The following is a 25,424-nucleotide window of genomic DNA, read 5'->3' as shown; positions in this document are numbered from 1 at the left end:
TCTCCGGTACGGGCTTGTTCAAGCTCTGCTCTGTGGGTGGGCCGGGAACGCGCATGTATCCCCGGCCCTGCTCCCGTTTCCGGCAATATTACAGCAAGTTTATACTCAAACCTATTACTTTCCGGAAACTTTCCCTGCCACGCCTTCGACAAAATAATCCATCTTCGTCAGCGCCGCATCGTCCAGCACGCCTTTGTCCAGGCGCACTTTGCCATCGTTATCCTTGATCGGCGCGCTGAAAGGATTGAGCTTGCCAGCTACCAAGTCTTTCTCGCGCGCTAATACAAACTGTTTCACATCGGCGGGCACGGCGGCGTTGATGCCTTCCAGCTTGACCATGCCATCCTTGATGCCGCCCCAGGTGCTGCTGGACTTCCACGTGCCGTCCAGCACGGCTTGCGCCTGCTTCGTATAGTAGTCGCCCCAATGGTGGGTGACGGCGGCCAGCTGCGCCTTCGGACCGTACTTTTTCATGTCCGAATGGTAGGCGATCGCATACTTGCCCTTCTCTTCCGCCGCCTGCACCACGGCGGTCGAGTCCGTGTGGTGGGTGACCACGTCGGCGCCCTGGCCAATCAGCGTGATGGCCGCGTCGCGCTCCTTGCCCGGGTCGAACCAGCTATTTACCCACACCACTTTCACTTCCGCCTTGGGGTCGACGCTGCGCATGCCGCGCGTGAAAGCGTTAACTCCCTGCAACACTTCGGGGATCGGGAAGGCCGCCACATAACCGGCCACATGGGTCTTGCTCATCTTGCCCGCCAACACGCCGGCCAGGTAGCGGCCTTCATAAAAACGCGCATTCGTGTTGGCCACGTTGACGGCGGTCTTGTAGCCAGTCAGGTGGATGAACTTCACATTAGGAAATTGCTTCGCTACTTTCAAGGTGGGATTCATGTAGCCGAACGAGGTCGTGATGACGAGCTTGCTGCCCGTTTGCGCCAGGTCGCGGATCACCCGCTCCGCATCGGCGCTCTCCGGCACGTTTTCCACATACTTGGTGGTGATCTTGCTGCCCAGCGCCTTTTCCATTTCCTTGCGGGCCAGGTCATGCTGGGTGGTCCAGCCCGCGTCGCCGATGGGGCTGATATACACGAAGCCGACATTCAGCGGCACCGTCGCGGGAGCGGCGGCCATGACGGGCATCAAAACAGCACTGCAAACGGCGGCGCATACTAGTTTCTTGGACATGGTTTTCCTTGTGGTGAGTGATTAATTTCCGGGATTGAAATTTTTCCCCAGCGAAGCGGGCATGTTGAGCTTTATGTAATTGGCATTGCTGGAAATGAGCACCAGCACGACGATGGCCGCCAGATACGGCAGCATCGACAGCAGTTGCGACGCGATGGGCACGCCCAGCGCCTGCGCGTGGAAAGTCAATATCGTGATGCCGCCGAACAGGTAGGCGCCGCCGACCACGCGCGCCGGGCGCCAGGTGGCAAAGGTGGTCAGCGCCAGCGCGATCCAGCCCCGCCCCGCCACCATGCCCTCGACCCACAAGGGCGTGTAGACGAGCGACAAAAAAGCGCCGGCCAGGCCGCAGCAGGCGCCGCCGAACAGCACGGCCGCCAGGCGGATGCGCCGCACGGGATAGCCGAGCGCATGCGCGGAAGCGGGCGACTCGCCCACGGCGCGCAGCACCAGGCCCGCCCGCGTGCGGTACAGGAACCAGGCGATGGCCACGCACAGCAGCAAGGACAGATACACCATCGCATGCTGGCGGAACAGGGCCGGCCCCAGCACGGGAATGTCTTCCAGGTAAGGGATGCCGAAGCGGCCATTCTGCAAGCTGTTGCCCACATACTTCAAGCCGATGTACGTGGACGCGCCCGCGCCGAACAGAGACAGGGCCAGGCCCGTCGCGTACTGGTTCGTGCCCAGCCATACGGTCAGCCAGGCAAAGAAGCCGGACAGCAGCATGCTGGCGCCCGCCCCCGCCAAGAAACCCAGGGTGGGACTGCCCGTGTTGACGGCCACGGCAAAGCCCGTGATGGCGGAAACCAGCATCATGCCTTCCGCGCCCAGGTTCACCACGCCCGCCTTTTCATTCACCAATAAACCGAGGGCGGCCAGCATCAGCGGCGTGCCCGCATTGATGCTGGCGGCGATCAGGGGCGCGATGGTGAAAGCCAGGTTATCCATGTTTCCTCCAGCGCAATTTGTATTGGATCAGCACGTCGCAAGCGAGCAAGGCGAACAGCAAGATGCCCTGGAACACGCCCGTGATGGCGCTGGGCAAGCCGAGGCGCGATTGCGCCAGTTCGCCGCCGATATAAAACAGGGCCATGACGAAGCTGGAAAAAATCACGCCCACCGGATGCAGCCGCCCCACGAAGGCGACGATGATGGCGGCAAAGCCGTAGCCGGGCGACACCGTGGGCGTCAGCTGCCCCATCGGCCCCAGCACTTCGCAGGCGCCCGCCAGGCCCGACAGGGCGCCGCAGATCAGCAGCGATGACCACAAGGTCTTGCGCGAGGAAAAGCCCGCATAGCGGGCCGCGGCCGGCGCCATGCCGCCCACGCGCAGGCGGAAACCGGCAATGCTGCGCGACAGATACAGCCAGCCGCCCAAGGAGGCCAGCAAGGCGAACACGATGCCGATGTGCAAGCGCGTATCGCTGATGAGCATCGGCAGCAGCAAGCCGTCGGACAGCAGTTTCGACTGGGGGAAATTAAACCCTTCCGGATCGCGCAGCACGCCATACACGAGATAGCTGAGCAGCAATTGGGCGATGTAGACGAGCATCAGCGAGACGAGGATTTCGCTGGCGTTGTAGCGGTCGCGCAGCCAGGCCACCAGGCCCGCCCACACCATGCCGCCGGCCATGCCGGCCAGCAAGGACACGCCGATGATGGCCGCGCCGCCGACACCGTCATCGAGGTACAGGGCGGCCGCGCCGCCGCAGATGGCGCCCAGGGTCAGCTGCCCTTCCGCGCCGATGTTGTAGATGTTGGCGCGAAAGCAGATGGCCAGGCCCACGGCGATCAAGAGCAGGGGCGCCACCTTGATGCCCAGCTCGGACCAGCCATGCGCGTCGCGCAAGGGTTCCACGAAGAAGACGGCCAGTCCCGCCAGCGGATCGTGTCCCAGCGCAAGAAACAGCAGCGCGCCGCACAGCACCGTGAGCAGCACGGCCAGCACGGGCGACAGCCACGACATCAACCGCGACGGTGTCGGACGGGCTTCCAGCCGCAAAGCGAACTTAGCCATGGATGGCCTCCTGCGGCCACAGCCCGCTCATCCATTGTCCCACCTGCGCCACGCTGGCCTCGCCCACGTCGAGGGACGGCGAGATCTTTCCCTTTGCCATCACCAGCAAGCGGTCGCTGATGTCGAACAATTCATCGAGTTCCTCCGACACGACCAGCAGCGCGCAACCCGCGTCGCGCAGCGCCAGCAATTCGGCGCGGATTTGCGCGGCCGCGCCCACGTCCACGCCCCAGGTCGGCTGCGCCACCACCAGCACGGTGGGCTCGCGCATGACTTCGCGTCCGACTATGTATTTCTGCAAGTTGCCGCCCGACAAGCTGCGCGCCAGCGCCTGCGGCCCGCCCGCCTTCACCTGGAAGCGGGCGATGATGGCGGCCGCCCGCTGCGCGATGACCTTGTGGCGCACGAAGCCGTGGCGGATGGTGGCGGGGGTCTGCAAACTCAGCAGCACATTGTCGGCCAGCCCCATGTCGGGCACGGCGCCCCGTCCCAGCCTCTCTTCCGGCACGAAGCCGAAGCCCAGGGCGCGCCGGCGTCCCGGCGGCAAGCGGCCCGCCGGCGTGCCGTTCAGCACGATGCTGCCGGCGGCCGCGCGCATGTCCTCGCCCGACAGCGCAGCCAGCAATTCTTGCTGGCCATTGCCGGACACGCCCGCGATGCCGACAATTTCTCCCGCGCGCACGTCGAAATTGATATCCGTCAATTGCGTGGCGAACGGGTGGCTCTTCGGCAGGTCCAGCTGCCGCACGCTCAGCATGGCAGCGCCCGGCGTGCGCGCCACGCGCGTGACGGCGGGCGGCTCGGCGCCGATCATCATGCGCGACAGGCTGGCCGCCGATTCCTGCGACGGGTCGCACACGCCCGCGTTCTTGCCGGCGCGCACCACCGTGCAGGTATGGCACAGGGCGCGGATCTCGTCGAGCTTGTGGCTGATGTACAGGATGCTGCAGCCTTCCGCCGCCAGCTGGCGCAAGGTGGTAAACAGTTTTTCCACGGCGCCCGGCGTCAGCACGGACGTCGGTTCATCGAGGATCAGCAGTTGCGGCTTGGCCAGCAGGGCGCGCACGATTTCCACGCGCTGGCATTCGCCGACGGAAAGCGTGTGCACGTGGCGCTGCGGTTCCAGGTCCAGGCCGTACTGGCGCGCCGTCGCTTCGATGCGCTGCGCCAGCTCCGCCATGTTGGTACCGGCAGGCAAGCCGAGGGCGATGTTTTCCGCCACCGTCAAAGTGTCGAACAGGGAAAAGTGCTGGAACACCATGGCGATGCCGAGCGCGCGCGCGGCCGACGGGTTGGCGATTTCCACTTCACGGCCATTCCACAGGATCCGGCCGCCATCCGGTTGCACGGCGCCGTAGATGATTTTCATCAAGGTCGATTTGCCGGCGCCGTTTTCGCCGAGCACGGCGTGGATTTGTCCGGGCGCGACGGTGAGGCAGATGCCGTCATTGGCCACCACGGCCGGATAGCGCTTGCTGATATCGAGTAATTCCAGGCGTGCCGTCATTGTTTTTTTCGTGCCTCGCTGCAAGGTCGCCGGCATCGTCGCCGGTGGAGAAATTCAAGCTGTTGTCTCTATCGTATCGGCATCCGCGGCGCTTGGGGGATGACGCGACGGCGCGCATTTCTATTTCCACAAAAAAACAACACCTGTATACAATTTTGAAAAAAATTATCAGCTTTACAGCGGCCGCCTTGCCCCGCAAGGGCGAGAAGGTGCGATGATTATATGCAAGAACTGATAGTAAGTATGCAGCCAAGACATATCGCCCGACGCGGCGCTTCTCGCATCATGGATTGAACGGCGCGCAATATGCCCCATCGCAGCGCTTCATGCGGGCTACGCCCCCTGCTATTTCATTTCCCGTTTTCCAACACCGCCATCAGGAGCCGAAAGTGCCAAAAACCATACCGTGTCTATTGCTCTGCCTCACTACCACCCTGGGCATGGGCGCGACCGCCCAGGCTGCCGAATGGAGCGATACCGCGCTGAGCTGGCGCGCCGGCAATGACTACCGCGAGCCGTTCAATCCGGACGACATCAAGAAAAACATCTTTGCCATCACGCACGCCAGCGGCTACAAATACGGCAGCAACTTCGTCAACCTCGATTTCCTCATGTCCGACAGCAAGGACCCTGGCGCGCTCGGTAAAACCTCCGGCGCGCAAGAGGCGTACCTGGTCTACCGCAACACCATCGACATCGGCAAGGTGCGCGGCAGCGACATCAAGTTCGGCCCCGTGCGCGGCGTCGGCGTCACCCTGGGCTTCGACGTCAACACGAAAAATGACGTCGGCTACAACTCGCGCAAGCGCATGCTGGTGGCCGGCCCCACCCTGATGTGGGACGTGCCCGGTTTCTTCAACACCAGCCTGCTGTTGCTGCGCGAAAGCAACGCCCCCAGCGGCGCCTTCCCTCCCATCTCGCAAGTGACGGGCCGCTACACGTACAAAACGCACGCCATGCTGACGGGCGCCTGGGGCATTCCCCTGTCGCCGCTGTTCTCGTTCGAAGGTTTCTTCAATCTCATCGATTCAAAAGGCAACGATGAAGTGGGGCGCAAGACGGCAGTGGAAACGAATATCGACATGCAAGTGATGTTCGACGTGGGCGCGGCCCTGGGCAGCGCCAAGAACACCTTCCGCGTGGGCCTGGAATACCAGTACTGGAAGAACAAGTTCGGCAACTCGCCCGCCACCACGGGCAACGTGGGCCAGACGGCGAAGACACCGATGATACGCGCGGAGTACCATTTCTAAAATTCATTGTTACGCATCAACACACACAGTCGCGCCTGATGCCAGCATGGAGCTTTCCTGCTGGCGGAGAGCGCGACCGTGGAACAACTATTGCCGTATTACGAGCGTGAGCTGGGCCTGTTCCGCCAGTACACGCGCGAGTTTTCCAGCCGCTATCCGAAGGCGGCCGGGCGCCTGCTGATCGCCGGCGAGACGTGCGAAGACCCGCACATCGAGCGCCTGATCCAGTCCGTCGCCCTGCTCACGGCCAGGGTCGCCAAGCGCCTCGACGACGCCTATCCGCAATTTACCCATTCCCTGCTCGAAACCCTGTATCCGCACTATCTGCGGCCGTTTCCCTCGTGCTCCATCGTGCGCATCGCCGCCGACGAAGCGCCGGGCGGCGGCCAGCTGGCCCAGCTTGCGCATGTGGCGCGCGGCACGGTGCTGCGCTCGCAGCCCGTGCAGGGCGTGGCTTGCAAGTTCACCAGCGCGTATGACGTGACCCTGGCGCCGCTGACCATCTCTCGCCTGCATTTTTCACCGCTCCTCGACGCGCCGCCCGGCCTGCGCCTGCCCGCCGGCGCCAGCGCCTTGCTGAGCATTCAGTTCACCAGCAGCAGCGAGCAGTACCACCTGGATCAGGCCGGCTTTTCCAGCCTGCGCCTGTTTGCCGATGGCGAACCGTCCGTGCGCGCGGCCCTGCTCGACGCCCTGTTCCTGCACGGCGCGGGCGCCTACGTGGCGCTGGACGAACACGGGCCGTGGCAAGCCGTCGCTGGTACCTTGCTGGCGCCGGCCGGCTATGCGGACGACGAGGCGCTGATTCCCATTTCCGCCCGATCGCACCCGGCCCTGCGCCTGCTGACCGAATACTTTGCCTTTCCGGAAAAATTTCACTTCATCGATATCGGATGGTCGCTGCTGGCGCCCCTGCTGCCAAAACAGTGCCGCCAATTCACCTTGCACCTGCCGCTCAAGGGCGTGCGCAGCGACAGCCACGAAGCGCGGCTCTTGTCCGGCGCCAGCCGCGACAATCTGCTGCTCGGCTGCACGCCCGTCGTCAACCTGTTTGCCAAGTCCGGCGTGCCGATCCGCCTCACGCATACCGAGCCCGACTACGCCCTGGTGACCGATGCCACGCATGCGTTTGCCTACGACATCCACAGCATCGAAGCCGTCACCGTGGTGCGCAAGGATCAGGCCGGCGATCGCCTGAGCGCCTTCCTGCCGCTGTATGCCTCGCTGCAAGGCGCCCAGGCCGAATATGACCAGGAGTATGGTCAATACTGGCTGGCGCGCCGCGACGAAGCCGTGGCGGCCATCAGCCCCGGCCATGAAATGCGCCTGAGCCTGATCGACCCGCAATTCTCCCCGGACTGCGCGGCCAGCGCCACCGTCTCGACGCAGCTGCTATGCAGCAACCGCGACTTGCCCACGCAGTTGCATTACGGCTTGCCCGGCGGCGACCTGCTGGCCGAAGACGTGCCCGACGGCATCCCCGCACGCTTCCTGCGCAAACCGTCACCGAGCATGCGCTTTCAGGCAGACACGCACTGGCGCCTGATTGCGCACCTGTCGCTCAATTACTCGAGCCTGACGCAAGCGGGCCTGGGCGAATTCCAGAAAATGCTCAGCCTGTACGACCTGCCCCGCTCGCCCGCCACGCAGCGCCTGATCCAGGGCATCGTCACGCTCGACCACGGCAGCACGCGCGCGTGGATGCCCACCGTACCGTTTCCCACGCTGATGCCCGGCATCGCCATCCGCCTGGGCATCGACGAGCAAGCCTTCGTCGGCTGCAGCATCTATATTTTTGCCCAGGTGCTGCAGCGCTATTTCGCCCTGAACAGCCAGCTCAACTGCTTTAGCCAACTGACGCTGCGGTCCCAACGCAGCGGCGAGGAAATCCTGCGATGCCCGGAACGCAGCGCCGACGCCACGCCAGCGTGATCCAGCAATTGCTCGACGCACCGCAGCGCTTCGAGTGCTTCCAGGCGCTGCGCCTGCTGCTGGCCTGGCTGGCCGCACACGGCGTCGACGAGCACACGGCGCTGGCAAAGTTCGTGCGCTTCGACAATAGCGTCTCGCTGCGCTTTCCCGCCAGCCAGGTCGAGGCGCTCACGACCAGCGGCATAGCCGATGCCGATACCCTGCTGCAAGCGCTGCTGTCCGGTCACGGCCAGCCCATCCACCTCACACCCGCCTTCATGGGCCTGCTTGGTTGCCAGGGCAGCTTGCCCAGCCACTATTCGGAGCGCATCGCCGCGCACCAGCATAGCGAACGCGAGAATGGCCCGCGCGCTTTTCTCGACCTGTTTTCCAGCCGCGCCGTCGCCCTGTTTTACCAGGCCTGGCAAAAATACCGCATCGAACAAGCCGGCCATGCGGGCGACTTCCTGTCGCGCCTGCTGGCCCTGGCCGCTTGTCGCCCGGGCCAGGACGAGGCGGCGGCCGGCCTGTACAGCGGCTTGCTCCAGCAGCACGACGTCTCGTCCATCGTCATGGCGCGCATCCTCGGCGACCATTTCGGCGTGCCCTGCCACATCGACGAGGCGACGGGCGCCATGGATGTACTGGCGCCGCGCGAACAAACGGCGCTGGGCAGGGAAAACGCCGTGCTGGGCCAGCGCGCCCTCGTCGGCGAGCGCTGCCGCCGTCCCGACCTGGCCGTGCGCCTGCGCCTCGGCCCGCTCACGGCGCAGCAGCACGCCAGCTTCCTGCCCCGTGCCCCGGCCAGCCAGGCGCTGCGCCACATGCTGATGCTGTTCGGCCAGCCGCTCGTGCGCTACGACATCGTGCTGGTGCTGCGCGCCAGCGAGGTGCGGGGAATGGCGCTGACGGCCGCGCCACAAGGCGGCCTCGGTTGCAACAGTTTCCTCGGCGATACGGCAGCGCCGCGCCACCGCGATGACATGCACTACGAAATGCAATTGATGCCCTCATTCAACGATTGAACCTTGCGGCCGCGCAAAACGCTTGTGTTCGCTATTGCTACAGTCGGCCAACGATCCCTACCGTGAAGCGATGCACGATGAGCCAGTTCCCCGATACGACGGCGGCATGGACGGCAATAACGGGCGACATGCAGGGCCAGCGCCTGCTGCGCCTGCACTTTCCGCAGGGCGATGGCCCCGCCGGTATCCAGTTCCTGGCCAACAGCCTGGCCGCGAGCGAAAGCCTGTCGCGCGACTTTTCCTACGTGGTGGAAGTGCTGTCCGACGACGCCAGCGTTGCGCTCGACAAAGTGATGGGCAAGATGGTGACCGTCGACCTGGTGCGCGAAGACGGCACCTTGCGCTACTTCAATGGCTACGTATTTGAATTTCGCTTCCTGCGCACGGACGGCGGTTTCGCGTTTTACGAGATCGTGCTGGAACCGTGGCTGTCGCACCTGCACTTGCGCCAAAACAATGTCGCCTTCCACGGCTTGACGGTGGCGGCGCTGACGGACAAGGTCTTCGATGATTACCTGATGCGCGACTACAAGCTGGCCGCCGGCGGTCCGGATCCCGCCATCACCTACACGTGCCAGCACAACGAGAGCGACCACAACCTGTTGCACCGCCACTGGGAACAACTGGGCTGGCACTACCGCTACGAACACCGCCTTGACGGCCACACCTTGTGGCTGTCCGACGACAGCACATCCGGCAAGCCCATCGATGGTGATCTGAGTGAAATCCCCTTCCAGCATCAGGCCGGCTCCCTGGAAGACGATGGCGTGCATCAATGGAGCACCGTGCGGCGCATGGCGCCAAGCCAGATGACGGTAGCCAGCTTCAATTTCAAGAACCCGCGCAGCGCCCGCGCCAGCCGCGACTCGCTGAACCGTCAGGGCGCCGTGCCATCGCTGGAAGTGTATGAAAACACGGGCAGCTACGGTTTTAAAAACATCGACGATGGAGAACAGCTGGCCCGGCGCCGCATGGAAGAGCGCGACGCCCAGGGACAGCTGTTCGAGGCGCAAGGCAACGATCGCACGGCGCAACCGGGACGCTGGTTCACCCTGGGCGGGCATTTCGACAGCGCCGCCAGCGAATACCTGATCCTGTCCGTACACCACTACGCCAGCAACAACTATCAGCAAGGACACGGCGCCACTTCGCACTACAGCAACACCTTTACCTGCATCGCCCGCGCCATCCCCTGGCGCCCCGGCCGCAATTTCCACAGCCGCGAACCGAAGATCTACGGCGTGCAGACGGCCACCGTCGTCGGGCCGCCCGGCGAAGAAATCCACACGGACGGCTACGGGCGCGTGAAGGTGCAATTCCACTGGGACCGCCTGGGTACCTTCGACGACAAGAGTTCGCCGTGGATACGCGTGATATCGAACTGGGCCGGCCCGAATTTCGGCCACATCAGCCTGCCGAGGGTGGGCATGGAAGTGGCCGTGCAATTTCTCGACGGTAACGTCGCCATGCCCCTCATCATCGGCTGCGTCTACAACGCGCGCAACATGCCGCCGTGGGAGCTACCGGCGAACAAGACGCAGAGCGGCATGCTGAGCCGTTCCTCAAAGAAAGGTTCGACCGCGCATGCCAACGCCTTGCGCTTCGAAGACCGCAAGGATGCGGAAGAACTGTGGCTGCATGCGGAAAAAGACCAGCGCATCGAAGTCGAGCATGACGAATCGCACTGGGTGGGCAATAACAGGCGCAAAACCGTCGACCGCGATGAAACCGTGCACGTCAAGCGCGACCGCACGGAAACGGTGGACCACGATGAAGACATCACCGTGCACAACAACCGCCGTGAGCGCGTCGACCATGACGAACACATCGACATTGGCGACAACCGCCGCGAACACGTGGGCGGCAACGAGCAGGTGCAGATCGACGGCCACCGCACGGAACGGGTGACCCTGGCCAAGGACGAAACCATCGGCCTGGCCAAGGTGCTGACCATCGGCGCCGCCTACCAGACCACCGTCATCGGCGCCATGAACACCACCGTGGTGCTGGCACAGGCCGAGCAGATCGGCCTGGCGAAAAGCGTCATCGTCGGCGCCGACAGCACACTCACGGCCGCCGACTCGCACACGATGACGGTGGGCACGTCCAGCATCACCATCACGCCGGGTCGCATCGAACTTGTTGCCGATGAAATCATCATCCGCGGCAGATCGAAGGTGCAGATCCATGGCGATGACATCGACAACAATCCGGGCTGACGATGAACGACGCCGGCACAGCCCATTTCAACATCCCCAACCTGCTGTTCGACAACCGCACGCCGCACGCGGCCAGCCAGTTCGACATGCTCGACCAGTTTGGCGAGGCCTTCCATGTGGTGGTGGCGCGCATGGGCTACACGCTTGGCCCCTGCGGCGCGGACGGCCTGGCCAGCCTGCTGCCCATGGCGCGCCAATCGCCGCTGGCCACGCAAGACCTGCACCTGGACGACGACACGCAGGCGGGCATCGTGCAGGAAAGCGACTTCGCGCCCTATAAACCGCGCTGCGACGTGATCGTCAATGGCGTGGCGCACGCGCCGCGCGGCCAGGCGATGCCGCAATTTCTCGTCAACCTGAAGGTACAGTCGGAAAAGAAAACCCTGATCGACAAGACCCTGCAAGTGTGCGGCGAACGCGCCTTCCGCAAGAAAGCCGCCCTCACGCGCCTGGTGCAAGGCTGCGCCCGCATCGCCACCGTGGGCTTGCTGCGGCCCAATCCGTGGCAGCTATCCGCACCGTTAGCGTTCCTGCAATTGCCGCTGCACTATGCCTACGCGTATGGCGGGCAATGCCGCATCGCGGCCGATGACTGCACCGCGGCGGCGCACGACTCCTGCCAGGCCAATCCCCTGGGACGCGGTTTCGCGCGGCACTGGTACCTGGATGGAAAACATATCGATGAGCTGCCCGCGCCCCGTATCACGCAGCCGTCGCTGCCGTGCACGGCCGCCCAGTTCTGGCAAGGCGCCGGCGGCAAGGAATTGCCGCCACCAGCGGGGCTGGCCGTTATCGGCCGTGGCTGGCTGCCGCGCCGCGCGCTGGCCGGCAACATCGTCGTCAAGGTTCAATGGGATGCCGACGACATCCCCGCCCTGCCGGAAGACTTCGATTTCGCCTACTGGAACAGCACGCCGCCCGACCAGCAATGCACGCATCTGGCGGGACTGGAACAATTCACCTTGACCAATCTGTGCCGCCACGACCATCGCTCGGCCCGCATCGACCCGCGCGGAAACACGGTGCTGCGCTTTTCCCTGCCTCGGCAGGTGCTGTGTTTGCTGCTGGCGGACAAGAACGACCAGTTGCTCGTCCGGCGCCTGGCCATCGATACGGTGCTGGTCGATCCCGAGGCCGCCACCGTGGAACTGGTGTGGCGCGCCATCGTACCGGCCGACGCGGGCCAGGTCGCGTCGCGCCTGCTGCACGTGATGGAGCCGGCGCAAATCGCCCGCATCGAACTGCTGGAACAGGCGCAGGAAGCGCTAAGCGAAGCCGCCGGGCAAGGCAAGAAACCATGACGAATGAAACCGTCACCAAGGCCTCGCGCTTCTATTGCGTCAGCCTCAGCCCCGACATTTGCAAGACACCCGTCGGCTCCAGCACGCCACCTATTCCCTACAACATCATCGGCGAATTTTCAGAGGCGCAAAACGCCTCGCCCAACGTCAAGTCGCACAGCGAGCCCGTCATCCTGCACCAGCGCAGCATCATTCCCACCGTCAAGGGCGACGCGGCCGGCAAGGCGGGCGGCATCAAGAGCGGCACCGTCGGCAAGCAGGTCGACACCAAGGTGGCCAGTCCCATCCACCGCGCCAATGGAGCCAAGCTGGTGCAGATGGGGCGCGAAGTGTGGATGAATTCGCGCAATACCGTGGGCAAGATTTATGAACGGGGTGGGGAGGCGGCGAAGCCCGTGCTCAAGGAACTGAAGACGGCGATACGGGAAGCGGCACAAGATTACAAGGATCATGGCTCCAGGAAAATGCATGGCGCCGCCGAAGATCTGGTAGACGTGGGCGGCACCGTCCTGACAGGCAGCGCCGTGCTGGGTGTCGCCGGACTGGGCGTTGCGGCAACGGGAGTCGGCGCCCCCGCTGCCGCCGCGATGGAAGCGGGCGCGGCAGCGGGCGCTGTGGCCGGCACGGCGACCGTTGCGACAGGCACGGCCATGGATGCATCGGCCACGGTGCTCGACCAGGCGGCCGATTACATATTGACAGGCAAGACCCCTGATTTACTCAATACGGCCTCGGACATCGTCACGAATGCGGCAGGCACATTACTGCAAACAGCGGTGTTCAGCAAGATTCCTGGTGGAAAAATACTGAGCAAGTTTCTCGGCAAAAAAGCGGCGCCGACCATCAACAAGGTGAAGGAAAAGCTGGTCGGCAAAAAGCCGGACAAGCCGCCGCCAAAACTCGACAAACCTCCCCCAAAAAACGGCGGTGACGACGGCAAGAGCCGTGGCAAGAAAGAACCAAAATCGGAGCCGCCGTCCGACTGCTGCCCCAAGGATAGCGGTCCCGCGAAAAAACCCGTCAAGGGCCGCAAGCCCGTGCATTTCGGCACGGGCCAGGAAATCCTGTACCAGACGGATTTCGCGCTCGAACGCAGCATCCCCATCGCCTGGACGCGCTGCTACCGTTCCGGCGCCGAATGCGAAGACGGGGGCTTGCTGGGCGCGCGCTGGTCCACGCCCTACACCACCAGCCTGTCGCTGTGCGAGGCCGGCATCGTCTACCACGACGACAGCGGCCGCGCCCTGCGCCTGCCTGGTTTGGAACCGGGCAAGCGGCACGACAGCCGCAAGGAAGGTTTTACGCTCATGCGCGACGGCGCCGACACCTTTACCGTGCTGTGGCGCGACGGCAGCATCGACCGTTATGCGCGCGCTGAAGGCGGCTGGCTGCCGCATGGCTACGACGGCGTCAACGCCATGCTGGCCCCGTCCGCACCCATCGCCACGCAGCGCTTTGCACTCGTGCGTAGCGAAGGGCGCGACGGACGCGGCATCAGCATCGACCGCTTGATCGATGCCAAGGCGGGCGAAGTGCTGCTGCGCCTGCGCAGCGACGATGGCGGCGTGCTCGAAGCCATGCGCGGGGAAGCGGAACAGGCCATCCATATCGGCAGCATCGACGAGATCTTGCCCGACGGCAGCCGCCTCTGCCACGTCCGCTACGCCTATGCCATCGAGACGAACGATGCGCTGTCCCCCTTCCCGCCACGCCACAACCTGATCAGCCAGTCAAATGCGCTGGGCGACACGCGCAACTATGCCTACCGTCACCATTTGCTCACGTCGTGCAGCAGCTACACAGGCTTTGCCTACGAACTCGATTGGATCAGCCTGGATGCGCTGCGCGCCCGCTGGAGCGGTTCCCCATTGAACGAACCGGAGCTGGCCGAACGTTTCCCCATTACCCTGGCCAACAGCTACCAGGCGCGCGCCATCGCCACGCGCGCCCAGGACGGCAGCGAGCACACGCGCATCGATTACGTGGACAACGACACCAGCCGCGTCACGGAAAACGGCGACGTCCTCGAATACACCTTCGACGCCAACTGGCTGGTCACCGAAGTGCGCCGCGTCATCAATGGCAAAACCGCCTCGCTGGGCCGGCGCGAATGGGACCGCGACGGCATGCTGCTGGCCGATATCGACGCCAACGGCGCCGCCATGCGCTATGCCTACGATGCTGCCGGCAACCTGACCCGCAGCACCGATGCCAAGGGACACAGCAGCAGCATCGCATACGATGCCGGAAATCAACCTATCGCCTTCACGGATGCGCTGGGCAACACAACCTTGCGCGAATACGACGCGGCAGGCCGTCCCTTCAGCATCACGGATGCACTGGGCCACGTCACGCGCTACCGCTACGACGAGCGCGGCCAACTGGTGGAACTGATCGACGCCAGGGGCGGCAGCAAGCATTTTCAGTACAACCGCCAGGGCTCGCTGACCAGCTACACGGATTGCTCCGGCCACACCAGCGAATACCGCTACGATGCACTGGGGCGGCTGGCAACAGCCCGCGATGCACTGGGCCATGCCACCCGCTATGCCTATGACGCGCTGGGCCGGCTGATCCGTCTCACGGCGCCCGATCAAACTTGGGAGCAATACGCCTATGATGGGGACGGCAATCTGCTCCTGCACCTGGATGCGGCCGGTCAGCAAACGCGCTACCGCTACAACGGCCAGGGCTTGCCCGTCGAACGCACGGACGCCATCGGCCAGACCTTGCAGTATCGCTACGATGGCGCGCTGCAACTGACGGAATTGATCAATGCCAAGGGCGAAAGCTACCGGCTCGCGTATCACACGGAAGGCTGGCTGACGTCGGAAACAGGCTTCGACGGCAAGCGCACCGAATACAGTTACGACCAGGCCGGCAACCTGACGGCCACCGAGTGCGGCAGCCAGCGCACGCAGTTGCTGCGCGACGCGCTCGGTTTGTTGCAAGTCAAGACCACGGCGGACGGCATGGTGCGCTACGCCTACGATGCGCTGGGCCGCCTGACGGCAGTGTCCTCCCCGCAAGCCGAACAGCGCTTTATGCATGATGCGCTGGGCCAGCTGATCGAGGAGCGCAGCGCCTGCTTTATGCAAACGCTGCCCGAAGCTCCACGGTTGCCGAATGCCCCGCGCGTACCGGACGCCAGCTTTGTCATGACGCATGCCTATGATGAACTGGGCAACCGCATCCAGACCATCCTGCCGAACGGTCGCCGCATCGACACCCTGCGCTATGGCTCCGGCCACTGGCATGGTGTGCTGTGGCAGGGCCAGACCGTGGTCGACGTGGAGCGCGACAAGCTGCACCGGGAAAAGCAGCGGCAGCTGGGCAGCAGCGGCTTGCTGGCCACGCGCCAGTACGACCCGCAATCGCGGCTCACCCAGCTGACCCTGGCACGCGGCGCCAATGCGCCCGCCCCTGTGCGCGAACGCCGCTTCGACTACGATGCGCAAGGCAACCTGACCACTATTTTCCAAACGGGTTCCACGGCTGCCGCCCCGCTCGGCAAACTCAGCTACGCCTATGACCCCGTCGGCCAGTTGCTGTCCGCCGTGCAAGCGGGCCTGGCCGAACACTTCACCTTCGATCCGGCCGGCAATCTGGTCGACACTGCGCCCGCTACCGGCAACGTCCTGCAACGCTACGGCGATACGGAATACGACTACGACGAGGAAGGCAATGCCACCGGCAAGCGCTTCCATCCACCGGGCAGGGAATCGACGTGGAGCGACCTGGCACTTGAATACGACGCCGAAAACCGCCTCCGCCACACCACTAGGACAGAACGCCAGTCGCGCCACCGCGCCCGCTATTTTTATGACGCCTTCAGCCGCCGCATCGCCAAGCAGGTAGAAGAAGCACGCTGGAGCAATCGGCAAGACATCACCAAAGACCAGCCCGCCCGCAAGAACGCCACCACCACCTTCTTCGTCTGGGACGGCGACACGCTGGCGCAGGAACTTGGGCACGAAGAAACGGTCACATATTTGTACGAGCCGGACAGCTTCGTGCCGCTGGCCAGGATCAGTTCGCCAACCTGCCGCCAGGCAAGTGCGGTCTACCTGCCGCGCATCGCACAGTGGGATTTACCCGCCACCCTGCACGACGCCGAACTGCAGGCAGCCATTGCGCAAGAACAGGAGGACATTGAAGCGCATCATGTATCGGCATGGCAAGGTATCCAGGCAGCAGCTGACGACGCGGCAGCACACGACCGCATCACCCACTACCACTGCGACCACCTGGGCACGCCACGCGAGCTGACGGATGCGCAAGGGAAGGTAGTCTGGAGCGGGCGCTACAAAGCCTGGGGGCGCTTGCTGCATGTGGAAGGGGAAATCGAGCAGCCGCTGCGGTTTCAGGGGCAGTATGAAGATCAAGAGACTGGGCTGTTTTACAATCGCTATAGGTATTATGCCCCTGAGCCAGGACGTTACCTGACGCAAGATCCCATCAAATTACTGGGAGGATTAAATAGCTATAGATATGCAACAAATCCAACTGGTTGGGTCGACCCACTAGGGTTATCAAAAAAATGCAATAAAAATACAAATTGCGATCCATGTATTGGCAAAAATCCAGCAGCTTGGGCAAGCCAATGGCAAGGACATGGTATATACAAAGGTAGAGACAACTGGAAAAATACGATCTTGAAAGCAAATACCATTATTTACGGAGGAGTTCCAGGACAATCAGGATTTTATTTTGACGATGATACATTGACAAAAGCATCTGGAAGCAAGTCAAAGCTAGGTGAATTACTGCAAGTATTACCGCATAGAAAATTTGGTTATCGTCCAGACGTACAGGCTTATAAAGTTAAAAAAGATACGTGTGTAGCAACTAGCATTGCAATGGCTCAAGATGCCACTATTTTTGGCAATGGTGGAGGCAAACAATTTTTCCTATCCGATTTCAAAACCAAGGTTGTAAAAATTGGTCCAAAAATAAAATTAAAATGAGATAAATTATGAAAATAAATACTACTGACGGATCCATCAATATCGGAAAATTCATTACCTTATTCAGAGGTATGAAACGAAATGATTTACTATCACAATCAAAAAAACAAATATGGAAGGATTGGATAAAAAGAGATGGCGAGATAATATCTTACAAGACAACATTAAAAAACGAAAATAAACCGAAAGAAACCATAATTGCAATTGTTTTTTTTGAAAAAAATAATGGCCATATAAAATTCTGGGATATTGGACCAGAAAAAAATACTAATGAAATTCAATCAAAACCGGAAGGGAAATACACGAAAAAAATGAGGGGATGGTTTTTTGAAAACTTCCAACTTACTCTTCCACAATCTGGATCATGGGGCGAGGTAGATGCATTTTATGACCCTCACAATCTTACGACATCAATTATTTGCCACTATCTATATTAGTATGCATGGAAGACAATTTAAAAAACTATTTTTAAGAGCAAAAAATTAAAAAATCAAGTTCGAATTTGACTTACTTTTCACTCTGAACGATACTTTCCATTGCAGACTTACAATATGCCAATCAACTCTGCGACACCAGCACATCAGATTTTCATAAAAATTTTTGCATGACCTCAACGCCCGTCCCCCACATCGGCCGCTTCGCCCCCTCGCCCTCCGGCCCACTGCACATGGGTTCGCTCGTTGCCGCCATGGCCAGTTATCTCGATGCGAAGGTGCATCAAGGAACGTGGCTGCTGCGCATCGAGGATCTGGACTATGACCGCAATGTCGAGGGTGCCGATCTGGGCATCCTGGCCAGTCTGCAGCGCTGCGGCATGCTGTGGGATGGCGAGGCGACGTGGCAGAGCAAGCGCTTGCCGCTGTACGAGGCGGCGCTGAAACAGTTGCAGGACGATAGTCTCGTGTATGCGTGCGGCTGTTCGCGCAAGGAAATCCAGGATTCGGTGCTGCAGGCGGGAGGCCCCAAGGGTGGGGCCGCCGTGTATCCGGGCACTTGCCGCCATGGCTTGGCGCCGGGCAAGGCGGCGCGGGCCTTGCGAGTACGGGTACCGCAGGGAGCGGACGCGGTGTACGCTTTTGCCGACCGCTGGGCGGGTCCGCAGCGGCAGGACCTGGCCAGCGAGGTGGGCGACTTCATCGTGCTGCGCGGCGATGGTTACTGGGCGTACCAGCTGGCCGTCGTGGTCGACGATGGCGCGCAGGGCATCACGCAGGTGGTGCGCGGCGCGGACTTGCTCGATTCCACGCCGCGCCAGCTGTATCTGCAGGATGTGCTGGGCTTGCCCCACCCCGGTTTCCTGCACGTGCCTGTCGTCACGAACGACAGCGGCGAAAAGCTATCCAAGCAGACTGGCGCCCTCGCCTTCGATACGGCAAGCAATGCCGCCGACCTGCTGGCGTCGGCGCTGCTGCCGGCGGCCCGCTTCCTCGGCCTCGAGGTGCGCGCCGACAAGGTGGAAGACTTCTGGCGGCAAGCCATTCCCGCCTGGGCGCAGCGGCTGGCGCAGCTTCCCGAGCATCCATAAAAAAACCCGCCGCGGCGAACCGGGCGGGTAGCAATGCAGGCGCCAGCACATGGCCGGCACCTGGAACCGAACACTTAAGAAAACCGTAGCGAGCGGCAGTGAGTTGCGGCCAAGACGCGCAACTGTGCTTGGCACGGGGCCGCCGAGGCAGTGAGCATCTCAGGCCACAAATCGCGACGCGCAGTAGGTTTGCTTATGTGTTCTTAGAAGTTGCCTTTAAATTGAACGCCAAACTGACGCGGCTCATTGATGAAGCCCGTGCGGTTGTTGAAGTCGATGGCGCCCGTGATACGCTGGGTGTCGGTGATGTTGCGGCCAAAAACGGCCATTTCATACTTGCCGGCATCCCAGGTGTAGCCCACGCGCAAGCCACCTTCGACCATCGGCTTGCCGGTGAATTCGGTGGACTCGTACAGGAAGAAGTTGATCTTGCTGCGGTAAGCCCAGTCCGTGAAGACGAAGAATTCGCCGTTTTCCATCGGGATCGAATAACGGCCCGTGGCGGTGATCGTCCACTTCGGCGCTTGCGGCAACGGATTGCCATTGATGATGGCGAAGCCGGCGGCGTTTTTCGGATCGGTCACGGTGCAGCTGCGGCATGTGGCCACCGACAGGCTCGGATCCTTGATTTCCGTGAAGTTGTAGCTGCCGCCCAGGGACATCTTCAGGCTAGGCGTGACAAAACCTTCCAGTTCCAGTTCCGCGCCGCGGCCATTCGTCTTGGCTGCATTGATCAAACGCGTCACGTTCGAGGTGCCGCCAACGACCGTCAGTTGCTGGTTTTTCACCTGATAGTTGTACAGGCTGAAAGCAACGCGGGCACGGCGCTCGAACAGGTCGGCCTTGATGCCCGCTTCGACCGAGGTGATGGTTTCCGCGTCGGCAACCGTTACGGACACCTTGTCGCTGGCTGGCGCAATACTTGGCGCGCGGAAACCGGTAGCGACACGGCCGTAGAAGTTCACGTCCTTGTTGTACTTGTAGGTACCGCTCAGGTCCCAGTTGACCTTAGCTTTGCTGACATCGGCGCTGGTCGGAGAAATCTGGACGATACGGTCCGCTTCAACGGTGTTGAAATCCTTCTTGTCCTTGGTGTAACGCAAGCCGGCACGCAGCACGAAGTCATCGTTGACGGCATAGTTGACGGAACCGAAGGTGGCCCAGGCACTGTTTTTCTGGCGGCTGGCCAGGTGCGAAACGAGCGCATGGTCGCTACCGCCGAAGTTATCCGTGTAGCCGTTGGCATCTTCGTTGAAGTAGTACACGCCAGCCTGCCAATTGAGCGGACCGGCATTTTTCGATTCGGCGCGGAATTCTTGCGAGTACTGTTTCACGCTCTTGATGCCGCCAGCAGTTTCCACCGGGAATGGAATCGCTGGCACCATGCCTTTTGCGCCGCCATCGATGTCGCCATGCGACACATACTTGCCCACGCGTTCGAAACCGGTGATCGAGTACAGCTTGACGCCGTCGAGTTCCCAGCTCAGGCGGGCGCTGGCGCCATTGGTGCGCAGTTCCTGGAAATTCAAGGCATCGGTGTAGGATTTGGTCGGATTGAAACCGTCGACCAGGTCATTCGTGCCCAGCTTGATGGCGTTGGCGAAGAACACGCGCGCGCTGCCCGTGGTGCTGCGCTGATGCACGTTGAACAGGGCGTTGAACGTGCCGTTCGGCGCATACATCAATTGCACGCGTTCCGCGTGTTCGTTGTAGCCGTCCAGCGCATTTTTCTGGCCCGTAAACGTGTTGTCGACGTAATCGTCGCGGTGCTGACGCAAGGTCGAAACACGCATGGCCCATTCTTTGCTCAGCGGCACGTTGACGGCGCCGTCGAAATTGGTGGTGTTGTGCGTGGCGGCGGAAACGTTGTAATAGCCTTCAACCTTGTCCAGGTTCGGCTTGACGGATTCGAACTTGACCACGCCGGCAGGCGTATTGCGGCCGAACAAGGTGCCTTGCGGGCCGCGCAGCACTTCCACGCCAGCCACGTCGAAAATCGGATAGCCCTTGAGGATAGGATTTTCTTGCACGACATCGTCGTAAATCAGGGAAACAGGTTGCGATGCAAAGATGTTGAAGTCGGTATTGCCATAGCCGCGGATGTAGAAGCGGGGGAAGGTGCGGCCATTCGACGATTCCACGTTCAGGCTCGGCACTTTGCCGGCCAGCACGCGAATGTCTTGTCCACCGGACACCAGCACGTCGAGCTTTTCATCACGCAGCAGCGACACGGAGACGGGCACGTCGCGGATATTTTCCTTGCGGCGCTGCGCCGTCACGGTCACGGTTTCCAGCTGGCTGGCGGCAGGGGTCGTATCAGCAGCGACTTCATCAGCATAAGCCGAGCCGATAGGCAAGGCAGCGGACAGTGCCAGCATAGCAGCGCTTTTGGCGCACAAACGCTTGTGCATCTTGGACATCTTGATCATGTTGTTTCCCAGAAGTTTAAAAAAGAATTGCGAAACCTGTCTCCGGGTTATGTACGGCGCTGGATGATCGTTTGCACCATTTTGGTGCAACAGCGCGAGCGGATGTTTCTCCGCTCTCGGCGTCACTGGCTCTGCCCTGGCTGTCGTCCAAGCTGACAGCGGTTCTGGCCGCATCTCCGGGATGTCTGATGAACACCAACTTTTAAGTAAGGCGCCAATTTAATTCAAGCGCCTTATGCGCTGCAAGAATATTGTTATGTAAAATATTCATTCATCAACATAAAGGCCAGACTAGTGGTTATTCAGCCACAATAGCGTGCTCGCCTTGCTATTTCCTCCGATGCCATGCCGCGTGACGCGCCTTTTCGCCAGGCCAGCCGAAAGCGGAATTGCTGCCCTGCGAGACAGCCCCGAGGGTAAAAATAGTTGTAATATCGCCAGAATGAAGTTGCCAGACCGCCCCATTCCAGTGCGGCGGCGGCCCCCTGCACCATCGTCGATAGCCTCCATGCCAGAACCCAGCCAGCCCAGCAACGCCGTCCCGTCCTCCACCGTCGCCGCCCAGGCGGCGCATCTGCTGCTGAGCGCCCATTGCGACATCGTCTGGAGCACGAAAACCTTCGGCCAGTTCGATGCCGACCAGCCATCCTGGCGCGCCTTCACGGGCCAGACCGAGGCCGAACTGCTGGGCCGCGGCTGGGTCAATGCCCTGCATCCCGATGACCGCAACTTGCCTTACGTCATGCCATCGCACCTGACCAGCGTGTTCGAAGCGGAATACCGGCTGCGCCACGTCAGCGGCGCCTACCGCAACATGCTCGTGCGCATGCTGCCCGTGCTGGCGCCCGATGGCAGCATCGTTGAGTGGCTGGGCTCGCATAGCGACGTGACGCGGCAACGGCAGACGGAACAGCGGCTGCGCCTGGCCATGCAGGGCGGCCGCATGGGTACGTGGGAGATCGACCTGGGCAGCGGCAGCATGGCCGGCTCCGACGCCTTCAAGGCGAACCTGGGCCTGCCACCTGACAGCCGCATCGATTACGCGCAGTTGACGGGCGCCATGCTCGACGGCGACCTGCAGCACTGGCAGACGGTGGTGCACGCGGCCATCGCCAGCGCCAGCGATTTCGAAATCGACATCCGTGTGCGCTGGCCCGACGGTTCACTGCACTGGGCGCACATGCGCGGCACCTGCGCCAGCGATGGCGCCGGCAACGTGATCGCCCTGTCCGGCATCTCGCTCGACCTGACGACCAGCAAGCAGAACGAGGAAACCCTGCGCCTGACCCTGGCGGCCGGCGAAGTGGCCACCTGGAACTGGGACATCGTTGCCGACCGGGTCACGGCCGACAGCAATATGGCGCGCTTGTTCCCCGTCAATGCCGATGCGGCCACGGCGGCGCCGCTGGCGCGCTACCTGGACATCATCCATCCCGATGACCGCGAGCAAGTCAGCGCGCAGATTGCCCAGGCGCTGCAGGCGCACGCGCCGTTCGAGGCCAGCTACCGCGTCGGCGCCGGCGATGGCCAGTACCGCTCGGTCATCGCGCGGGGCCGCGCGGAATACGCGCCCGATGGCACGCCCCTGCAATTGCCCGGCGTCTTGCTCGACATCACGCGCCAGAAACAGGTGGAAGATGCGCTGCGCCGCAGCGAGGAACGCTACCGCACCCTGATCGAGCTGATGGACCAGGCTTTTTGCGTCATCGAAATGCTGTACGACGAGCAAGGCCGCCCCGTCGATTTCCGCTACCTGGAAGGCAACCCCGCCTTCGTCAAGCAATCGGGACTAGACAATGCCATCGGCAAGACCATCCGCAGCTTCGTGCCCGACCACGACCAGCACTGGTTCGACATGTACGACCAGGTCGTCAAGACCGGCGAGCCCGTGCGCTACGAAAACGAAGCCGTGGCCATGGAGCGCTGGTTCGAAGTCTTCGCCGCGCGCCTGGGCGGCCCCGGCAGCCGCCTGCTGACGGTATTGTTCAGCGACATCAGCGAGCGCAAGCGCTCTGAGCAGCAATTGCGCCAGCTGGCCGACAACCTGTCCGAAATGGACCGGCGCAAGACGGAATTCCTGGCCACGCTGGCGCACGAACTGCGCAACCCGCTGGCGCCCATCCGCAACGGCTTGCAAATCATGCGCCTGGCCGCCGACAAACCCACCACCGTGGCGAGAGTGCGCGACGTGATGGAGCGGCAAGTCAATCAGATGGTGCATCTGGTCAATGATTTGCTGGACGTGGCACGCATTACGCGGGGCCAGATCGAACTCAAGCTGGAACGCGCGGACTTGAAAACCATCATCGCCAGCGCCGTGGAAACGAGCATGCCGCTGATCGAGGCCAGCCGCCATCAATTGCAGGTGCAAGTCGATGAACAAGCGCTGCCGCTCGAGGCCGACCCCACGCGTCTGGCGCAAGTGCTGGGCAATCTGCTCAACAATGCCGCCAAGTACACGCCGGCCGGCGGCCAGATCAGCTTGCGCGCGCGGCGTGATGGCAACGAGGCATTGATCGAGGTCAAGGACAGCGGCGTCGGCATTCCCGCCGAGTCGATCACGACCGTGTTTGACATGTTCACCCAGGTGGGACAGAACATGGGCCGCGCGCAGGGCGGGCTGGGCATCGGCCTGTCGCTGGTGCGGCGCCTGGCTGAGTTGCATGGCGGCAGCGCCACGGCGGCCAGTCCCGGCGCCGGCCTGGGCAGCACCTTCAGCGTGCGCCTGCCCCTGCTGGCGGAGGCAGCGGCAGCGCCCGCAACAGTGGCCACGCCAGCCAGCGCCGCCGCCGGTCCGCATTTCCGCGTGCTGGTGGTCGACGACAATGTCGATGCGGCCGATACCCTTGCCGCCGTGCTCGACATGATGGGCCATGCCACGCAAGTGGCCCACGACGGCGCGCAAGCCCTGGCCGTGGCGCCGCAATTTTTACCGGACGTCATCTTCCTCGACATCGGCTTGCCCGGCATGAACGGCTATGAAGTGGCGCGCGCGCTGCGCCGGATACCGGCCGGCGCCAACGTCGTGCTCGTTGCCTTGACGGGCTGGGGCGCCGAAAACGACCGCAGCCAGTCGAGCGCGGCCGGCTTCGACCACCATCTGACCAAACCGGCCAACCTGCTTGCCATCGGCGAACTGCTGGCCACCCTTTCCACTCCAACAACACTGACCGACCATGACTGAATCCCTGAACCACGTCCGCCGCCACCTCCTGCTGGCCGGCGGCACCGCCCTGCTGTGCCCGACACCGCTGCTGTTTGCCGCGCCCGCCACCGGCATCGCCGCCGCACAGACGCAGCTGGCCGCGCTGGAACAGGCCGCAGGCGGACGCCTCGGCGTTGCCGCCTGGCGCCACGGCAGCGAACAGCGCGTTGCCTATCGCGCCGACGAACGCTTTCCCCTGGCCAGCACCTTCAAGGCGATGCTGGCGGGCGCCGTGCTGGCCCGCAGCGTCAGCCAACCGGGTTTGCTGGATCAGCACGTGCGCTACGAGAAAAAAGAACTGGTCACGTATTCGCCCATCACGGAAAAGCATCTGGCCGACGGCATGAACGTGGCCGACCTGTGCGCCGCCACCTTGCAGTACAGCGACAATAGCGCGGCTAATTTCTTGATGAAAATATTGGGCGGACCGCAAGCCGTGACGGCGTTTGCGCGCAGCATCGGCAATACGGTGTTCCAGCTGGAACGCTGGGAAACGGAATTGAATAGCGCCATCCCCGGCGAAGTGCGCGACACGGCCAGCCCCGCATCCATGGCGCACAGCTTACAGCAATTGTTATTGGGAAATAGCTTGCCAGCACCGCAGCGCCAGCAACTGGATGCCTGGATGCGCGGCAACACGACGGGCGACAAGCGCATCCGCGCCGGCGTGCCTGCCGGCTGGCAGGTGGCGGATAAAACGGGTTCGGGCGCGTATGGCAGCGTCAACGACATCGGCGTGGCCTACCCGGCCAGCGGCGCGCCGCTGATCATCGCCGTGTACTACACGCGCGAACAGAAAAAAGCGGACACGAACCAGGACATCATCACGGCCGCCACGCGCATCGTGACGGCCGCATTGACGTAATTCGTT

Annotated in this window: 15 protein-coding genes; 10 read left to right on the top strand and 5 right to left on the bottom strand. The window is 62.4% G+C overall.

The genetic code is table 11. The features are described 5' to 3' along the window. Window positions 1-114: 114 nt before the first annotated feature. From O3300_RS24410 to O3300_RS24395, 4 genes are read right to left on the bottom strand one after another with little or no spacing between them, the layout of a single operon-like run. Window positions 115-1,191 (bottom strand): BMP family ABC transporter substrate-binding protein, encoded by a 1,077-nt coding sequence (locus O3300_RS24410; RefSeq protein ID WP_305054365.1) that lies wholly within the window; start codon window positions 1,189-1,191, stop codon window positions 115-117. Between the two features lie 21 nt (window positions 1,192-1,212). Beyond that, on the bottom strand, window positions 1,213-2,142 hold the full coding sequence (locus O3300_RS24405; protein ID WP_099665241.1) for an ABC transporter permease: 930 nt from the start codon (window positions 2,140-2,142) through the stop codon (window positions 1,213-1,215). Further along, the gene (locus O3300_RS24400) at window positions 2,135-3,211 is read right to left on the bottom strand and encodes an ABC transporter permease (protein WP_305054364.1); all 1,077 of its coding nucleotides are present in this window, start codon (window positions 3,209-3,211) and stop codon (window positions 2,135-2,137) included. Before O3300_RS24400 ends, O3300_RS24405 begins: the two co-directional genes overlap by 8 nt. After that, window positions 3,204-4,718, bottom strand: coding sequence for an ABC transporter ATP-binding protein (locus O3300_RS24395; RefSeq protein WP_305054363.1), 1,515 nt, complete (start codon window positions 4,716-4,718; stop codon window positions 3,204-3,206). The genes O3300_RS24400 and O3300_RS24395 overlap by 8 nt, the downstream gene beginning before the upstream one ends. Before the next feature lie 440 nt (window positions 4,719-5,158). Between O3300_RS24395 and O3300_RS24390 the strand changes: the two genes are divergently transcribed. The 8 genes from O3300_RS24390 to gluQRS all read left to right on the top strand — a co-directional run bounded on the left by O3300_RS24390 (window position 5,159) and on the right by gluQRS (window position 18,919). Next, window positions 5,159-5,971, top strand: coding sequence for an outer envelope protein (locus O3300_RS24390; RefSeq protein ID WP_081922859.1), 813 nt, complete (start codon window positions 5,159-5,161; stop codon window positions 5,969-5,971). 78 nt (window positions 5,972-6,049) lie between these two features. After that, window positions 6,050-7,903, top strand: coding sequence for a type VI secretion system baseplate subunit TssF (gene tssF / locus O3300_RS24385; RefSeq protein ID WP_305054362.1), 1,854 nt, complete (start codon window positions 6,050-6,052; stop codon window positions 7,901-7,903). Then, complete coding sequence (gene tssG / locus O3300_RS24380) at window positions 7,867-8,907, top strand: type VI secretion system baseplate subunit TssG (protein WP_305054361.1); 1,041 nt, start codon at window positions 7,867-7,869, stop codon at window positions 8,905-8,907. The genes tssF and tssG overlap by 37 nt, the downstream gene beginning before the upstream one ends. A 77-nt stretch (window positions 8,908-8,984) precedes the next feature. Then, the gene (locus O3300_RS24375; RefSeq protein ID WP_305054360.1) at window positions 8,985-11,126 is read left to right on the top strand and encodes a type VI secretion system Vgr family protein; all 2,142 of its coding nucleotides are present in this window, start codon (window positions 8,985-8,987) and stop codon (window positions 11,124-11,126) included. 2 nt (window positions 11,127-11,128) lie between these two features. Then, window positions 11,129-12,427, top strand: a complete 1,299-nt coding sequence (locus tag O3300_RS24370; protein ID WP_305054359.1) for a DUF2169 domain-containing protein — start codon at window positions 11,129-11,131, stop codon at window positions 12,425-12,427. Then, entirely contained in the window at window positions 12,424-17,394 is a 4,971-nt protein-coding gene (locus tag O3300_RS24365; RefSeq protein WP_305054358.1) for an RHS repeat-associated core domain-containing protein, read from the top strand. The genes O3300_RS24370 and O3300_RS24365 overlap by 4 nt, the downstream gene beginning before the upstream one ends. An 8-nt stretch (window positions 17,395-17,402) precedes the next feature. Next, on the top strand, window positions 17,403-17,831 hold the full coding sequence (locus O3300_RS24360) for a hypothetical protein (protein WP_305054357.1): 429 nt from the start codon (window positions 17,403-17,405) through the stop codon (window positions 17,829-17,831). 167 nt (window positions 17,832-17,998) lie between these two features. Beyond that, window positions 17,999-18,919 (top strand): tRNA glutamyl-Q(34) synthetase GluQRS, encoded by a 921-nt coding sequence (gluQRS, locus tag O3300_RS24355; protein WP_305054356.1) that lies wholly within the window; start codon window positions 17,999-18,001, stop codon window positions 18,917-18,919. Between the two features lie 203 nt (window positions 18,920-19,122). On the opposite strand, the gene O3300_RS24350 is transcribed toward gluQRS, so the two are convergent. Next, the gene (locus O3300_RS24350; protein WP_305054355.1) at window positions 19,123-21,348 is read right to left on the bottom strand and encodes a TonB-dependent receptor; all 2,226 of its coding nucleotides are present in this window, start codon (window positions 21,346-21,348) and stop codon (window positions 19,123-19,125) included. 508 nt (window positions 21,349-21,856) lie between these two features. Here O3300_RS24350 and O3300_RS24345 point away from each other — a divergent pair. Next, the gene (locus O3300_RS24345; RefSeq protein WP_305054354.1) at window positions 21,857-24,532 is read left to right on the top strand and encodes a PAS domain-containing protein; all 2,676 of its coding nucleotides are present in this window, start codon (window positions 21,857-21,859) and stop codon (window positions 24,530-24,532) included. Continuing rightward, window positions 24,525-25,418 carry a class A beta-lactamase gene (gene bla / locus O3300_RS24340; RefSeq protein ID WP_289899901.1) on the top strand — a complete coding sequence of 298 codons (894 nt, stop codon included), beginning with the start codon at window positions 24,525-24,527 and terminating at the stop codon, window positions 25,416-25,418. The genes O3300_RS24345 and bla overlap by 8 nt, the downstream gene beginning before the upstream one ends. Window positions 25,419-25,424: the final 6 nt, after the last annotated feature.

The organism is Janthinobacterium sp. SUN206 (genome assembly GCF_030587305.1).
Taxonomy (GTDB): Bacteria; Pseudomonadota; Gammaproteobacteria; order Burkholderiales; family Burkholderiaceae_D; genus Janthinobacterium; species Janthinobacterium kumbetense.
Note: the sequence above shows the minus strand (reverse complement) of the source record. Positions and strands in the feature narration are given on the sequence as shown.